The organism is Metabacillus mangrovi (assembly GCF_009711125.1).
Classification (GTDB): Bacteria; Bacillota; Bacilli; order Bacillales; family Bacillaceae; genus Metabacillus_B; species Metabacillus_B mangrovi.
This window is the reverse complement of the sequence record NZ_WMIB01000014.1, coordinates 1-15,637: the sequence shown is the minus strand read 5'-3', so window position 1 is coordinate 15,637 and position 15,637 is coordinate 1. Positions and strand designations below refer to the sequence as shown.

The following is a 15,637-nucleotide window of genomic DNA, read 5'->3' as shown; positions in this document are numbered from 1 at the left end:
TGCCTTTCAATCCCTGCCTGATATCCTTATTATAATACGTTTCCGGCGAGGAATAAATCCGTAAGGCTTCTCTGCGGCGCAGCGTCATGAATCATTGACAGTAAGTGCCTATTTAACTACACTTAATAATGAAGAATTTTGTCTTCCAAGTGATTAAAAGGAGAGAAGAGAAATGCACCCTGATACACACACGCATTCCGCTCCTTCCATAGAACCTGATAAAAATTGGCGGATCTGGTGGATGCTGTTGCGGCCTCACACCTTAACGGCAGCCTTTATCCCGGTGTCGATCGGCACGGTCATGGCCTTAAAGGAAGGATCATTTAATGTTTGGCTGTTCTTAGCCATGCTTCTCGCTTCTGTTCTTATTCAGGCAGCGACGAATATGTTTAATGAATACTTTGATTACAAGCGGGGACTGGATAATGAAAATTCAGTCGGAATCGGCGGAGCCATTGTCCGCAATGGGGTAAAAGCCAAAACCGTTCTTGTTCTTGCGTTTGTATTTTTTGGTATTTCAACCCTGCTCGGTATCTATATCTGCATTGAATCCAGCTGGTGGATCGCTGCGATCGGAACGCTGTGCATGGTCGCAGGCTATCTTTATACTGGAGGACCCCTCCCGATCGCCTATACACCGTTTGGAGAGCTGACAGCAGGCCTGTTTATGGGTGTGGTCATCATCCTGATCTCATTTTATATTCAGACTGGCACCGTCAGTATTGATGCATTTTTAATTTCACTCCCGGTATCCCTGCTCGTTGGAGCAATCCTGCTTTCGAACAATATCCGGGATCTGGACGGAGATAAAGAAAACGGCCGCAAAACCCTTGCCATCTTAATGGGAAGAAAAAAAGCCATCGATTTTCTCGCTCTCATCTTCATATGCTCTTATATTTTTATCATTGCCTTTATTCTCGCCGGAACTGCCTCTCTCTGGAGCCTGCTTGTTTTCCTTAGTGTTCCAAAGTCCGTGTTCGCGGTTAAATCCTTCAGAGGAAAAAGCCGTCCGATCGAGATGATGCCTGCAATGGTCGCTACCGCTCAAACAAATACGCAATTCGGACTTCTGCTCGCAGCAGCCCTTTATATCAGCTATCTCATTTAACACGGTCACGTACCGTGTTTTTTTTTTGCCTTTGCTCATACTAACGGTATAAATCCAATTCATTGCCCGGAGGTAGAAAATCATGCTAACTCAACAGCAGCTGGAGGCCTTTCGCACACAACTGGAGAACGCGAAGGATGAACTGAAGAACAGATTTGAAGAAAACGGCCATTTTGGTCTTAAAGCCGGTCATCCCCATGAATCAGTTGGGGAATTATCCAGTTATGACAACCATCCCGGTGATGAAGCAACCGAACTGTATGAGCGCGAGAAAGATACAGCTTTAAATGAACATGCTGAGGAAGAATGGAAGGACATCAACAGGGCCTTGCATGCAATGGAACAGGGCACGTACGGGAAATGCGAGAAATGCGGAAAAGATATCCCGCCGGAACGGCTTGAAGCCATCCCTTCTGCCACAACTTGCAAAGAACATTCCCCAAACCAGACAATTTCCGGGGACCGCCCGGCTGAAGAAGACGTCCTCTCCCCTCCATTCGGCAGATTTTCTTTTGACGGCCGGGATGTTGAAGCTTTTGATGCAGAAGATACGTACCAGGAAACAGCCAGATACGGTTCCTCTGAAACCCCGTCAGATTTTGAATACCCGATGGAGGATTACAATGACGCCTATACAGAGTCAGATGACAAGATTGGCTTTGTCGAGGACTATGAGAATTTTGCAGCGACTGATATAGAAGGAAAAAACGTGGTCGTTTATCCGAACGAACAGCACGAGAAATATGAGGATGAACTGGATGAAGAGGGAATCATGACCTCTTTCGGCGACCTGCCTTATTCGGAGAAAGAACGCTATACCGATTGAAAATGAGGATTACGGAGTCAGGACCGGATTCAGCATAAACAGGTGAACATTCAGCATATATCTCAAAATTTCATCATATATCCCGGATTTACAGCATAAGTTTAAAAATTTCAGCATAACGCCTCCCTTTTCCGGTATAAAAAGCCCCCTCTGCTCTGAGACCTTCATCCTGTCTTATTCTTATGGCGTATTCAAAGGTTTCAGATGGGGGTTTCAAGTGAATAAGTCCTGAAGAGAAACAAGGAGGGATAACATGCTTCGTTCCATCTTCATTTTTGTAATCACCTATGCTTTATTTTCCATCAGCGGCTTTCTTTTCAGAGTAGATGAGAGCTGGTATGATGCACTCAATAAACCTGAATGGACTCCGGCAGGGGGAACAATCGGAATAATCTGGTCTGTGCTGTTTGCCTTGATTGCTGCTGCTTTGGTGATCATTGACCGTAAATCAGGAGGCCTGAACAAGCTTCCGCCAGCATTCTGGATTGTACTGATCGTCAATTATTTGTCCAACCAGCTTTTCAGTTATTTTCAGTTTAGTTTAAAGAATCTTGGACTGGCTACTGCAGATTGCGCAGTTGTTGCGGTCACTGCTATTCTTTTAGCTGTAATGGCTTTCAAAATGAACAAAGCTGCAGGAATCCTTCTGATTCCTTATGTGCTGTGGACATCCTTTGCTACCTATCTCTCTTACACCATTTACTCGATGAATCTGTAAAAAGGACGGCCTGCTGCTTAGCGGGCCGCCCTTTTTCAGCTTATTGATTGTTTTTCCATTCAGTGAGATAAGGATAAGGATTGATGGCGTTAAATTCAGAATCGTATATACCGAAGTGCAAATGGCTGATGAACTGATCGGTCGTCCCTTCAGGACCATAACCGCTGCTTCCCACATAGCCAATCAGCTGCCCTTTTTGAATCTCATCTCCTGCTTCGATCCCATCGGCATATTTGGAGAGGTGGGCGTAATAAAGGCTGTAGCCATCTGGAGCCTGAATGGTTAATCTCCAGCCACCGAGTTCATTCCAGCCTTTTCTGGAGATGGTTCCATCTGCTGCGGCATGAATGGGTGTTCCTTTTTCAGCAAAAATATCGGTCCCTTCGTGGACTCTTGCTCCTCCATATTCACGGGATTTCCCCCATGTATCCACAAACGGATCATATGTACCTTCCTTTAAAGGAAACTGTCCTGAATCAATAGAAGAAAGCGTTTCTTCTTCCTGAATTGTAAGCTCCTGACCGGCATAAATGGCATCGGATGAGAGACCATTCATTCTCTTCAGTTCATCTGTGCTCATCTTATATTGCAGCGCAATCCCGCTTAATGTTTCACCGCTTTCTACAATATGGATCGCGGACCCTTTTACTTCTTCACCGCTCTCTGGAATCACGAGGGTTTGGCCGGCAAAAATAATATCAGATGGTAAATGGTTTTTCTCCATGATTGCCTGATATGTGGTTTGATGGCTCAATGCCAAATCGGAAAGGGTTTCACCTTGCTGAACTATGACCGTTTCTTCCGCTTTCGCTGCATGGCCTATCGAGACAGCAGAAAAAGCGGCAGCCAGAAGTGCTGGCATGCATTTACATTTCATGTTGCCGGATTCCTCCTCAAAATAATTGGACGGGGACATGCCCCATGAAAGAATTCGTCTGTTTCACGGCATTTGCTTCCCCTTTTTACAAAAACAAACAGGAATGACTAACAATAAGAGAATTCTTACAAGAAAAGGGGCGGTTAGTCAGTCTGCATAGCCCCTCCAATTGTCCGGAGTCATTTTGATTTGCTCCTGTCAACCTTCTAAATGGATCATCTTGCCGGATTCCAAGCCTCAAGCGACCAGCAATCGAGTAGGAGGGGGTGATTAACCCCCGACCTCTCACACCACCGTACGTACGGATCCGTATACGGCGGTTCAATTTTATTCTAGGCACGTACTTTCATGTAATGATTTAATCCAGGGGTTAGCCCAAATGAGGCTAGTTTCTTATTTGTTATGGTTGTGGTCATTACCCACGAAGATGCAATTCGTGCTGGTCCCTTGCTTGTGTGGCTGTTTTTGTAAGCATCATTTCGGTTCATTCCCAGTTTGATTAGGTTCTTTCGGCGGTTTTTAGCTGTCTTCCACTTTTTCCAGATACACATTCTGAGCCTGTACCGTGTGTGAGCATCGACTTTCTTCAGAAGCGTTTTCATATAGCCAATCTTAAAGTAGTTGACCCATCCTCTGATAAGCTGGTTGATTCGCTCCACTTGATACTTCGTATCTACACTCCAGTTCTTTCGAGTCAATTGCTTGAGTTTATACTGGAATGCTTTTACCGACTTCCGGTGCGGTTTCGCTTTGTATAAATGAGACTGGAAGTCTCGAAAGAAGCCAAAACCCAAGAACTTCATATCAGGGTCATTCGGTTTGGTGATTCTTGATTTGTTGACATTGACGATGAGACCCAGCTTTTCTTCAATGAATCGTGTCACCGACCTCATCACCCGTCTGGCTGCCATTTCGCTCTTGACCAAGATTATACAGTCGTCTGCGTACCTAACAAACTTGAGTCCGCGGCTTTCAAGTTCCCAATCGAGTTCATTAAGCATAATGTTGCTCAGTAAAGGTGACAGATTACCGCCTTGCGGCGTACCGATGACGGTTTCTTTATACTCGTCATTGATTTGGACCCCACTAACTAGGAACTTTCGGATTAAGGAGATGACATCTCCGTCGTCCACTGTTCTTGAAACAAGGTTCATGAGTCGGTCGTGATGGACTGTGTCAAAGAAGCGTTCTAGATCAACATCTACAATCCAGTCGTATCCATCGTTCATATATTCCAGAGCTTGTAGAATCGCCATTTCCGCGTAACGTTTTGGTCTAAATCCATAGCTGAATTTGCTGAATCCCCTATCAAACAAAGGAGTAAGAACTTGTGCAATGGCTTGTTGAATCACTCGATCCGTAACGGTCGGAATTCCCAGTAGCCGCACACCACCGTTCGGTTTCGGAATCTCCACTCTTTGGACCGGATGAGGCTGGTATTTTCTTTGCCGAATTTGCCGGATGAGTTCATCTTTGTTCTTTAACAAATGTTCTTCCAGCTCTCCCACCGTCATACCGTCGACCCCGGCCGCACCCTTGTTTCGTTTTACTTGTTTGAGTGCTTCGTTGAGATTCTCTTCCTCGAGAATCGCATCTAATACTTTTCTTTCGTACATGCCTGTTATCTCCTTTCCTTCTCGTAGAGTCGGTATCCACTTTCTCGCATCTCGCCAGTGGTCTTTTTCCTCTCCCAATTGAGATGTCAATAACCATAAAATTGTTCAGCCCTTCGCTCCTTCTAACTTTCGTTAGCTCTCTTCACTACTACGGCTTCGGCTGACTTCTCATGGCCCAGTTCTGCATCACTGCAGAAGTTTGGAACAGGCTCATGAGATCTCCCCAGTTAAGGTGCGAACTCTTTCCCTCCATCTATCTGCCATATATACGACGAAAGTACAGTAGCTACTGGACTTCAGCTTCTTTTGCAGCCTTATCCTCTAACGGCGCCTCTTATATGATTTCTGTTCGTCAGACCGGAGGTTTGCCTCGAGCTTCCTTCAGATTCCACGTCGCCGTGGACACCCTTGCTTTTGGCTATGTACTTACCGCTACTTAAGGTCGTACTCGGGACTTTCACCCGTTAGAGTTCACCCATGCTGGGCGAACAAAAAAGAGGAATCGCGCTAACCGCGATTCCTCTTCTTTCTTGCGTTTCACCTGATCATGGGCTTTATCTTCCAAATCTCATCCGAATATTCCTTAATGGTCCGGTCGCTGGAAAAAGAACCGGAATGAGCAATATTGATCAGGGATTTTTCCTGCCACTCTGACCGGTTTATAAAAGTCTGCTCCACTCTTTCCTGAGCTTCCGCATACGAAGAAAAATCCTTCAGCACGAAATACTGGTCATTATGGGCGAGCAGGGAATCATAAATTGCTTCAAATTCTCCTTCTGTCTCATGAAAGAAGCTGTTGACCAGCTGGTCTGCAGCTTGCCGGATCCGGGCATCGTGATGGTAATATTCAGTGGATCGGTATCCGCCATTCTCATAGTAATTCAACACCTGGTCTGCTGTTAAGCCAAAGGTGAAGATATTGGCCGGTCCAACCGCTTCGAGAATTTCCACGTTTGCCCCATCAAGAGTGCCAAGTGTGAGGGCACCGTTCATCATAAATTTCATATTGCCAGTTCCTGATGCTTCTTTTGAAGCTGTAGAGATCTGCTCACTGATATCAGCAGCGGGAAAAATGGATTCAGCGAGGGAAACCCGGTAGTTTTCCATAAAGATCACCTTCACCATCTTTGAAACCTTTGGATCCGAGTTCACTTTGTCTGCAAGAGAATTAATCAGCTTAATGACCTTTTTCGCATAGTAATAGCCTGGGGATGCCTTGGCTCCGAATATAAACGTCCGGGGATAGACAGAGAAATTCGAGTCCTCCCGGATCCGGTTATAAAGATACATAATGTGAAGAACATTGAGGAGCTGCCGTTTGTAGGCATGCAGCCGCTTTACCTGAACGTCAAATATCGATTCCGGATCTACTTTTATCGCTGTCTGACTGTAAATTTTCTGGGCCAGCATCTCTTTTCGAAGCTGTTTGATCTGTGCAGTCTTTTCCTTCATTCCTGCATCATAAATAAACCGTTTCATCTGGATGAGCGCTTCCGGCTCCCTGACCCAGTCCCCGCCGATCGCTTCAGTAATGGTGTCGGAGAGTTCCGGATTCGCTTTCAGCAGCCACCTTCTGTGAGCGATCCCATTCGTCTTATTATTAAATTTCTCAGGCTCAAAACCATAGAAAAGCTTCATTTCGCGGTTTTTCAGAATCTCAGAGTGTATTTTAGCCACTCCGTTCACACTGTGGCTGCCTGCGATGGCAAGATGAGCCATTTTGACCACACCGTGCGCGAGTATGGCCATCTGTTCGATCCGGTTCCAGTCCCCTGGATACCTTTCCCACAGAGCCTGGCAGTACCGCTCGTTAATTTCTTCTACAATCATATAAATTCTTGGAAGAAGAGGTTTAAATAAATAGACGGGCCACTTTTCGAGTGCTTCTGAAAGAGTTGTATGGTTTGTATAGGAAATGGTCTTCACCGTAATTTCCCATGCTTCATCCCATTCCATCTTTTCCTCATCCAAGAGGATTCTCATCAGTTCAGGTATAGCAAGTACCGGGTGGGTGTCGTTGATGTGCAATGCAACTCTATCGTGGAAACGGTGCATGGTGCCGTTTTTATTCCGATAGGAGCGGATAATGCTCTGCAGGCTTGCTGATACAAGAAAATACTGCTGTTTCAGACGGAGGATTTTCCCTTCATCATGAGTATCATCCGGATATAAAAATTCAGATACTGCTTCGGTTTCCCGTTTATAGGAAAGCAGATCACGGTTCAGCGGAGGATGATGGGCCGGCTCTGCACTCCAGAGCCTCAGCGTATTCACGGTGTTTGTCTGGTAGCCGATCATCGGCATGTCATATGGAACGGCAACGATTGTTTCGGCAGCTGTGTGGGAAAATTCCAGCCGTCCGTCTGCTTCTCTGCTTTCTACTTCCCCCCAAAAGGAGATGTCGACGCATTGATCAGGCTTCCGGACTTCCCAAACATTCCCGTGCCGCAGCCATTGTTCCGGGTATTCAACCTGGTAGCCGTCTGCAATCTTCTGATCGAACAGGCCATGCTTATACCGGATGCCGCACCCATGTCCGGGCAGGTTCAGCGAGGCAAGTGAATCAAGAAAACAGGCAGCAAGGCGGCCAAGACCGCCATTGCCAAGACCTGCGTCCGATTCCGATTCTTCGATCTTTTCCAAATGAATCCCAAGCTCTTCAAGCCCCTCTTGAACTACATCACGGATGCCGAGATTCAGCAGATTCTGCCCCATCAATTTTCCGAGAAGAAACTCAATGGACAGATAATAGACCTGCTTATTATTTTCAGCACGGTTTCGTTCATTGGTCTGGATCCAATTCGAACTGATGTATTCCCTGACCATAATGCCTAAAGTGTTGTATTGATCTCTGCTAGTCGATTCCCTGAATGTCTTTCCGTACGTCATTTCCAGCCGCTTAAGAAAATTTTTCTGGAAGGATTCTTTACTTGAGAACAATACTCCCACTTCCTATCAAGTCAGTATAGAGCTCATTGTATTTAGCTGCAGACCGGGCCCAGCTGTAATCCTGGCTCATCGCATTTACAACAAGCTTCTCCCAAAGCTCTTTGTCTTCCCTGTAGATGTCAAGCGCCCTTTTGATGGTATGCATCATATCATGGGCATTGAAATTACGGAACGAGAATCCGTTCCCTTCTCCTGTTCCCTCATTGTAGGAAAGGACGGTATCATTCAGTCCGCCTGTTTCCCGAACGACCGGAATGGAACCGTAGCGCAGAGCGATAAGCTGCCCCAGCCCGCACGGCTCAAATCTTGAAGGCATCAGGAAAAGATCTGATCCTGCATACACTTTGTGGGCGAGCGGTTCGTCAAAGCCTATGTACGCTTTTACCTTGTCAGGGTACTTATTCTCCATGTAGCGGAAGTAATGTTCAAACTCCTCTTCCCCAGTACCAAGGATCAGCCATTGCGTGTCTGAGTCCACCATTTCTTCCATGACATGTCTGACAAGATCAAGCCCCTTTTGCTTCGTCAATCTTGTTACCATTGAAATCAGCGGAACATCCGGTTTCTCGGGAAGACCGAACATTTTTTGCAGGGACGCTTTGTTCACCTGTTTTTGGCTGAGCTGCTCTGCGTCAAAAGGGGCTTCAAGATAAGGATCATCAGCCGGGTTGTAAATGGTGTCATCGATTCCATTGAGGATGCCGTGCAGGGAATCCCCTTTTGCCCGGAGAAGTCCGTCAAGGCGCTCTCCGTAATAAGGTGTTTGAATTTCTTCCATATACGTCGGGCTAACGGTCGTAATAGCGGATGACGAGATAATGGCCGCTTTCATAAAGCTGACGCATTGATAGAATTCCAGCTTGTCAGCCGTAAAATCTTCGTGTCCAAGATTCAGGAGATCATAAATGATCTCCTGAGGAAAGATTCCCTGGAACTCTAAATTGTGAATGGTGAAGACCGTTTTGATTTCTGAATAGAACGGATCTGATGAATAAACATTATCGAGAAAATAGGGAATCATCCCGGTATGCCAGTCATGGCTGTGAATAATATCCGGCTGAAAATCGATGGCTTTTACCGCTTCAAGGATCCCTCTGGAGAGAAAAGTGAACCTTTCCCCGTCATCATAATGGCCGTAAAGAGAATCCCGTTTAAAATAATATTCATGATCCAGGAAATAATACGTCACGCCGTCCATTTGCAATTCTTCGATGCCGCAGTATTGTGTTCTCCATCCTACCGCTACATGCACTTCCTTGATTTTCTTCATTTCCTTCCGGTATTTTTCAGGGATCTGGCCATACTTAGGCATCATTACTCTGACATCATGCCCCATTTTGACCAGCTCTTTCGGAAGAGCGCCTGCAACGTCTGCCAGACCTCCTGATTTTACAAAAGGAACACATTCTGCTACACCAAAGAGAATCTTCACGACTTCATCAGCGCTCCCTGTACAGATCCCTTCCGAAGAACGACAGGATGCTCCATTGTTCCTTTAAGAGTCTCATGGTTTCCTACCTTAACGTCTTTATCTAAAATAACATTTTCCAAGACACAGTTTTCTCCAATTGAAGATTTCTGCATGATTATGCCGTTTTTAATGACCGTGTCCTTCCCTATATGGACGGCTCTGAAGATAATAGAGTTCTCCACATGCCCTTCGATCCGGCAGCCGTTCGCAATCATGGAATTGCGGACGTAGGAGGATTTAAGGTATTTCGTTGGCGGTTCATCTTTAACTTTTGTATATACCGGTGCATTTTTAGGGAAGAGTTCCTTCCATACTTCAGGCTTCAGCAGATCAAGGCTGTATTGGTAGTAGCTCTTGATCGAGTCAATTACTGCCACGTAGCCCTTGAAGGAATATTCACAGATGTTCATCTGTGATCTTCCTTCGTTTACAACCTGGTTCAGCGTTCTGAATCCGCGGTCATCATAGGAAGAAATCAGATCCTTCAGAAGTGATGTTTTAATGATGTACATTTGAAGAGAACGGCCGTCTTTGCAAATTTCTGTTACATCGCAGCCCATATCAACATGGTGTTTAAGCACTTTGCAGAAATCTATATTACAGACCGTATGGCTGTTTGCGATGATGGTATAATCCTGTCGGCTTCTTCTGAAATAGTCAAAATGATCCTTAAACTGTCTGAAAGAGCCGAATTCATCATACTCTTCATGCAGATGAGGAGACGGGAAAAAGAAGAGCCCGTCCCTTTTCCGGTTCAGATCCCATTCTCTTCCAGATCCCAGGTGATCCATAAGGGACCTGTACTGGTATTTAGGAAAGATCCCCACACTGTCTACTCCCGAATTCACCATATTGGAAAGGACAAAGTCGATTAACCGGTAACGGCCTCCAAATGGAATTGCCGCCATGGAACGGTTCTGGATTAGATCATCGATATCCTGGCTATGCGCTGTTGCATCAATCACTCCGAGCAAATTCATATTCATGCTATTCCACCTCTTTCTTTTTCATTATTATTCAGTGATTTCCAAATCGCGGGCTGCAGCCTGCTGCTGTTTAATATAGTCAGGAGTGACAAGCAATACCTCATCAAACTCCGTATTGGAGCGGATGATCGTGTTATCCTCTATCGTTACTCCTCCAGGGATAATCGCGTTTTCAACGTGTACGTTATTTCCTACCACTGCGTCCGGCATGACCACACAGTTTTTCAGATAGGTGCCTTTTCCGACAGTAACCCCCTGGAACAGCACGGAATGGTGGACTGTACCATAAACTACACAGCCTTCATTAACAAGAGAATCTGAAACTTCTGCCTCTTCTGAAATAAACTGAGGCGGCTGATTTGGATTTACAGAGTAGATTCTCCAGTCCTGGTTAAATAAGTTAAGGTCCGGCTCATCCTTCAGCAGATCCATATTTGCTTCCCAAAGGCTTTTTACCGTTCCAACATCTTTCCAGTAGCCTTTAAAAGGATAAGCAACGAGTTTTTTCTTTTCTTCGATAAGAAGAGGAATAACATCTTTCCCGAAGTCATTGCTTGAGTATGGGTTGCGCTCATCCATTTCCAAATATTCCTGAAGCACGGACCATTTAAAGATATAGACTCCCATAGAAGCCAGATTATTTTTAGGATTTTGAGGCTTTTCATCAAATTCCACAACTTCAAGGTTCTCATTCGTATTCATGATTCCAAAACGGTTTGCCTCTTCCCAAGGGACTTCAATCACTGAAATGGAAACGTCGGCGCCTCTATCAATGTGGTAGTCCAGCATCTCGGAGTAATCCATTTTATAAATGTGGTCACCTGAAAGAATGAGTACATACTCAGGGTCATATTGCTCCAGGTAATTCAGGTTTTGGTAAATGGCGCTTGCCGTGCCTTTATACCATTTTACTTCTGAGGATTCAGCATATGGTGGCAGAACGGTTACACCGCCATTTTTCCGGTCAAGATCCCATGCGTTTCCAATTCCGATATAAGAGTGAAGAACGAGCGGCTGGTATTGAGTCAGTACTCCGACTGTATCAATTCCTGAATTCGTGCAATTGCTCAAGGTAAAGTCGATAATTCGGTATTTCCCTCCAAAAGGGACTGCTGGTTTAGCCAGGTTTTTCGTCAGGGAACTAAGACGGCTGCCCTTTCCCCCTGCCAGAAGCATTGCTACGCATTTCTTTTTCATTGTTGTTCTCCCTTCTCTTTTTAATGGCTCTCAGTAAGCTAAAACCAAATGGCGGCACCGTCATTTTAATGCTGTACGGCTGGCCATGGAGTTCCTCTTCTTCGGCTTTCAGTTCTTTCGGGTTGATCTGACCGGACCCGCCGAACCGCGTGTCATCACTGTTCAGAATCTCAACATACCTTGTATCAGCGGGTACCCCGATTTTATAGTCGTGGTAAACTTCGCTGCGGAAGTTGCTGACCGCAATAAGCATCTCCCCTTCCTTTGCTCCTTTTCGGATAAAGGAATAGATGCTCTGTCCTGAGTTGTCGGCATCGATCCACTCAAAGCCTTCCGGCGAATGATCAAGTTCATAGAGAGGACGCTGCTTTTTATACAGATTCATAAACTCCTGGAAATAAATCCGGGTCTTCTGGTGCATTTCATAGTCTTCGAGAAACCAGTCCAGTTCCTCGAGATCTTTCCATTCGTCGAATTGCCCGAATTCGGCCCCCATAAACAGGAGTTTTTTGCCAGGATGAGCGAGCATATAGCCGTAAAGCAATCTTAACTGCGCAAACTTCTGCCAGTAATCGCCCGGCATTTTATTTAAAAGGGACTTTTTACCGTAAACCACTTCATCGTGAGAAAATGGCAGAATATATTTCTCGTTAAATGCGTACATAAGAGAAAAAGTCATTTTATGATGGAGGTCCGTTCTGCCGTGCTCTTCTGTTTCCATATACTGCAGGACGTCATTCATCCAGCCCATATTCCATTTATAGTGGAAGCCAAGGCCTCCGTTCTCAACCGGATCTGTTACCATCGGCCAGTCTGTGGAATCCTCAGCTATCATAAGAGCGTAAGGATCGTATTCTGAAACCGTTTTATTTAATTTCTTTAAAAAATCAGCTGCATATGGATTTTCGAATGCAGAGTCTGTATTGGGCCAGTACAGCATATTGGCCACCGCATCCACTCTGAATCCGTCTATATGATACTTCTCCAGCCAAAACAGGGCATTAGAGATTAGAAAACTATGTACTTCAGGCTTGCCCAAATCAAAATTGGCTGTACCCCAAACTTCATTTTCACGGTCTTTATAATTGGTATATTCAAACACGGGCTCTCCATCAAACATATAAAGGCCGTGGGCATCCTTGCAGAAATGGCCTGGAACCCAGTCCATAATGACTCCTATATCATTTTGATGGCAGAGATCTATGAACTTCATAAACTCATGGGGCGTCCCATACCGGCTTGTGGCCGCATAATATCCGGTTCCCTGATATCCCCAGGACCGGTCGTATGGATGCTCAATAACAGGCATCAGTTCAATGTGTGTAAACCCGTGATCTAAAACATATGGAATGAGGAGTTCGGCAAGTTCAATGTATGAATAAAGCGTCCCATCCTCTTTTTTCTTCCAGCTGGCAAGGTTTAATTCATAAATAGATAAGGGCTTTTGATACGTATTCCTGGCTTTCTTTTTTTTCTGCCATTTCTGGTCATTCCATTGATAGCCGTCCAACTCCGTAACAATAGAAGCTGTATCAGGTTTCAATTCAGCGTAATAAGCAAAAGGATCTGCCTTAAGCATCCGTGAGCCATTTCTGGTGATTATTTCATATTTATATACATCCCCAGGCTTTACGTCTGTAAAGAAACCGGACCAGATGCCTTCACTGCTCACCTTCTCAAGTGAATGGCCTCCGCCCTTCCATTGGTTGAATTCTCCGGCAATCCGTACCTGTTTGGCATGAGGAGCCCAGACAGTAAACTGTATTCCGGACACACCATCTGCGGTTTTAATGTGAGCCCCGAAACGTTCGTAGCTTTTAAACAAATTACCTTCATGAAATAAATGAATTTCAAATTCTGTCGGACTGGCAATCATCCAGAATCAACCCTCCCCGCTTTTTAGAGTGTATCCCAATTTATATACCCTAATTTACACTTCTTAATTCCCCAATCGAATAAAAAATCCCTTTTGTGCAAACGCTTTTATATTTAGACATAATCCTACAAAATTCCTAACATGATCCTTTAAATGTTATTTTTCTAAACTGTTGTGCATGGGGAATAAAAAAAATAGAGGAGTCAGTCTTTTGTATAATGGAATAATCGTATATTTGGAGGAAAAAAGAATTATTTTAAAAGCATGTTTTTGTGATGTATTTGTCGAATTATGTAGAATTTCTTCAGGTAAGTTTTCTTCATATTTTGCAGTTAACAGACGTCGGGGAAGCTCTCTGCCTTTTTTACAGGTACAGTTCTCCTCCCTTTAGTCTGTCTTCTGCTTCAGCAGCCTTTTGAAAAAGCACCAGCATACAAAAGATCTCCGGTATGAAAAAGAATTGCATCCTCTGAAAGAATTGTGTATATTTCTGGAAAGGTTAAAAAATAAAAATCACCGAAACAATTAAAAGCAGCGCAGCATTAACGTAGTTGTTCAGTCTGGGAGAGAGGAATGAGAGAATGGTAAAGCTGGTAGAACCACATAAAAGATACGAGAAGGAATACAGGACTTTTTACGAGGAATGGATCCTTTCATCTGAAAAAATTGTTCCGTGGACTGCTGCTGAAAATCCTGCTGCCTTTGATGCATTCGTAAACTGGCTGAATCATCAGGAGGAAGAAACCGAAATGGTGCCTCATTCGACATTCTGGCTCGTGGAAGAAAGCGGGAAGATAACAGGGGCAGTAAACATCAGACATTCACTGAATGAAAGTTTAAAAATAAGAGGAGGGCATATTGGATATGGCGTGCTCCCATCTGAAAGAAGAAAAGGCTATGCCACCAAGATGCTTTCACTGGCGTTGGAAAAAGCAGGGGAACTCGGGATAAAAGAAGTGCTTGTCACTTGTGATGCAGACAATAAGGCATCACAAAAAACCATACTTAGAAACGGAGGGATTCTTCATTCCGAAGAGGAGATAAATGGGGTGTGGATCAAACGGTTCTGGATTCAGCTGCAGTCTTAAGCAAATAATGGGTACAAAAAAACGCTGCATGAGATGCAGCGAATTTTTGTATGACCCGTACGGGATTCGAACCCGTGTTACCGCCGTGAAAGGGCGGTGTCTTAACCGCTTGACCAACGGGCCGGATGAACAGATGGCGGAGAAGGAGGGATTTGAACCCTCGCGCCGCTTACACGACCTACACCCTTAGCAGGGGCGCCTCTTCAGCCACTTGAGTACTTCCCCTTACATAAATAGATGATTTGAGGGAATTCCCGCAAATCATTCGTTCATAAGTTATATGGCTCCGCAGGCAGGACTCGAACCTGCGACCGATCGGTTAACAGCCGATAGCTCTACCACTGAGCTACTGCGGAACAAATGGGCCTGAATGGACTCGAACCATCGACCTCACGCTTATCAGGCGTGCGCTCTAACCAGCTGAGCTACAGGCCCTCATTCTATGTATAGAATGGAGCGGGTGATGGGAATCGAACCCACGACATCAGCTTGGAAGGCTGAGGTTTTACCATTAAACTACACCCGCAAATGGGGCGACTGATGGGAATCGAACCCACGAATGTCGGAACCACAATCCGATGCGTTAACCACTTCGCCACAATCGCCGTAATAAATGGTGGCTTGGGACGGAATCGAACCGCCGACACATGGATTTTCAGTCCATTGCTCTACCGACTGAGCTACCAAGCCATATCGTTTCGGCTTCCACTAAGCTTCGGATCTCTTCGTCAGCTCCATCATTCACATCCTCGCGTATGAATTATACGCTACGGTGCTCATTCAGTCACTTCCTTGATCTTCTTGCTTAATGAAAACGTTAATTGATCTTACTATGTATGAAAAAGAAGAAATGGCGGTCCGGACGGGACTCGAACCCGCGACCTCCTGCGTGACAGGCAGGCATTCTAACCAACTGAACTACCGG

The 15,637-nt window shown here is 45.1% G+C and carries 11 protein-coding genes and 7 tRNA genes; 4 read left to right on the top strand and 14 right to left on the bottom strand.

Annotated elements, in window-relative coordinates; all coding sequences use genetic code 11:
- The first annotated feature begins 172 nt into the window (after window positions 1-172).
- The 3 genes from GKZ89_RS13450 (at window position 173) to GKZ89_RS13440 (ending at window position 2,652) form a co-directional block, all read left to right on the top strand.
- Window positions 173-1,108 carry a 1,4-dihydroxy-2-naphthoate polyprenyltransferase gene (locus tag GKZ89_RS13450; RefSeq protein WP_155112919.1) on the top strand — a complete coding sequence of 312 codons (936 nt, stop codon included), beginning with the start codon at window positions 173-175 and terminating at the stop codon, window positions 1,106-1,108.
- Window positions 1,109-1,190: 82 nt separating this feature from the next.
- Window positions 1,191-1,934, top strand: a complete 744-nt coding sequence (locus tag GKZ89_RS13445; RefSeq protein ID WP_155112918.1) for a TraR/DksA C4-type zinc finger protein — start codon at window positions 1,191-1,193, stop codon at window positions 1,932-1,934.
- Window positions 1,935-2,187: 253 nt separating this feature from the next.
- Entirely contained in the window at window positions 2,188-2,652 is a 465-nt protein-coding gene (locus GKZ89_RS13440; protein ID WP_155112917.1) for a TspO/MBR family protein, read from the top strand.
- A gap of 40 nt (window positions 2,653-2,692) precedes the next feature.
- Here the strand turns inward: GKZ89_RS13440 and GKZ89_RS13435 are convergent, their stop codons facing one another.
- The 7 genes from GKZ89_RS13435 to glgB form a co-directional block, all read right to left on the bottom strand.
- A complete protein-coding gene (locus GKZ89_RS13435; RefSeq protein WP_162356860.1) occupies window positions 2,693-3,529 on the bottom strand; it encodes a LysM peptidoglycan-binding domain-containing M23 family metallopeptidase in 837 nt (278 codons plus the stop codon).
- A gap of 332 nt (window positions 3,530-3,861) precedes the next feature.
- Entirely contained in the window at window positions 3,862-5,145 is a 1,284-nt protein-coding gene (gene ltrA / locus GKZ89_RS13430) for a group II intron reverse transcriptase/maturase (RefSeq protein WP_155112915.1), read from the bottom strand.
- Window positions 5,146-5,682: 537 nt separating this feature from the next.
- Window positions 5,683-8,085 carry a glycogen/starch/alpha-glucan phosphorylase gene (locus GKZ89_RS13425; RefSeq protein ID WP_155112914.1) on the bottom strand — a complete coding sequence of 801 codons (2,403 nt, stop codon included), beginning with the start codon at window positions 8,083-8,085 and terminating at the stop codon, window positions 5,683-5,685.
- On the bottom strand, window positions 8,072-9,526 hold the full coding sequence (gene glgA, locus GKZ89_RS13420) for a glycogen synthase GlgA (RefSeq protein WP_162356857.1): 1,455 nt from the start codon (window positions 9,524-9,526) through the stop codon (window positions 8,072-8,074). Before glgA ends, GKZ89_RS13425 begins: the two co-directional genes overlap by 14 nt.
- Window positions 9,523-10,551, bottom strand: a complete 1,029-nt coding sequence (locus GKZ89_RS13415; protein WP_155112913.1) for a GlgC family sugar phosphate nucleotidyltransferase — start codon at window positions 10,549-10,551, stop codon at window positions 9,523-9,525. Before GKZ89_RS13415 ends, glgA begins: the two co-directional genes overlap by 4 nt.
- Before the next feature lie 27 nt (window positions 10,552-10,578).
- A complete protein-coding gene (locus tag GKZ89_RS13410) occupies window positions 10,579-11,748 on the bottom strand; it encodes a glucose-1-phosphate adenylyltransferase (protein WP_155112912.1) in 1,170 nt (389 codons plus the stop codon).
- Complete coding sequence (gene glgB / locus GKZ89_RS13405; protein ID WP_155112911.1) at window positions 11,693-13,624, bottom strand: 1,4-alpha-glucan branching enzyme; 1,932 nt, start codon at window positions 13,622-13,624, stop codon at window positions 11,693-11,695. Before glgB ends, GKZ89_RS13410 begins: the two co-directional genes overlap by 56 nt.
- Before the next feature lie 581 nt (window positions 13,625-14,205).
- Here glgB and GKZ89_RS13400 point away from each other — a divergent pair.
- Complete coding sequence (locus tag GKZ89_RS13400) at window positions 14,206-14,712, top strand: GNAT family N-acetyltransferase (RefSeq protein WP_155112910.1); 507 nt, start codon at window positions 14,206-14,208, stop codon at window positions 14,710-14,712.
- Window positions 14,713-14,763: 51 nt separating this feature from the next.
- On the opposite strand, the gene GKZ89_RS13395 is transcribed toward GKZ89_RS13400, so the two are convergent.
- The 7 genes from GKZ89_RS13395 to GKZ89_RS13365 form a co-directional block, all read right to left on the bottom strand.
- Window positions 14,764-14,835, bottom strand: a tRNA-Glu gene (locus GKZ89_RS13395).
- Window positions 14,836-14,846: 11 nt separating this feature from the next.
- Window positions 14,847-14,937 (bottom strand) — tRNA-Ser (locus tag GKZ89_RS13390).
- Between the two features lie 56 nt (window positions 14,938-14,993).
- Window positions 14,994-15,068: transfer RNA gene (locus GKZ89_RS13385), tRNA-Asn, on the bottom strand.
- A gap of 5 nt (window positions 15,069-15,073) precedes the next feature.
- Window positions 15,074-15,147 (bottom strand) — tRNA-Ile (locus GKZ89_RS13380).
- A 17-nt stretch (window positions 15,148-15,164) separates the two neighbouring features.
- A tRNA-Gly gene (locus GKZ89_RS13375) sits at window positions 15,165-15,238 on the bottom strand.
- A 3-nt stretch (window positions 15,239-15,241) separates the two neighbouring features.
- Window positions 15,242-15,317 (bottom strand) — tRNA-His (locus GKZ89_RS13370).
- Window positions 15,318-15,326: 9 nt separating this feature from the next.
- A tRNA-Phe gene (locus tag GKZ89_RS13365) sits at window positions 15,327-15,402 on the bottom strand.
- Window positions 15,403-15,637: the final 235 nt, after the last annotated feature.

Excerpts from the sequence above, each read along its gene's own strand:
- ltrA (WP_155112915.1), bottom strand. The coding sequence starts at position 5,145 with ATGTACGAAAGAAAAGTATTAGATGCGATTCTCGAGGAAGAGAATCTC.
- GKZ89_RS13415 (WP_155112913.1), bottom strand. The coding sequence starts at position 10,551 with ATGAATATGAATTTGCTCGGAGTGATTGATGCAACAGCGCATAGCCAG.
- GKZ89_RS13450 (WP_155112919.1), top strand. The coding sequence starts at position 173 with ATGCACCCTGATACACACACGCATTCCGCTCCTTCCATAGAACCTGAT.
- glgB (WP_155112911.1), bottom strand. The coding sequence starts at position 13,624 with ATGATTGCCAGTCCGACAGAATTTGAAATTCATTTATTTCATGAAGGT.
- GKZ89_RS13435 (WP_162356860.1), bottom strand. The coding sequence starts at position 3,529 with ATGAAATGTAAATGCATGCCAGCACTTCTGGCTGCCGCTTTTTCTGCT.
- GKZ89_RS13440 (WP_155112917.1), top strand. The coding sequence starts at position 2,188 with ATGCTTCGTTCCATCTTCATTTTTGTAATCACCTATGCTTTATTTTCC.
- GKZ89_RS13445 (WP_155112918.1), top strand. The coding sequence starts at position 1,191 with ATGCTAACTCAACAGCAGCTGGAGGCCTTTCGCACACAACTGGAGAAC.
- GKZ89_RS13410 (WP_155112912.1), bottom strand. The coding sequence starts at position 11,748 with ATGAAAAAGAAATGCGTAGCAATGCTTCTGGCAGGGGGAAAGGGCAGC.
- GKZ89_RS13400 (WP_155112910.1), top strand. The coding sequence starts at position 14,206 with ATGGTAAAGCTGGTAGAACCACATAAAAGATACGAGAAGGAATACAGG.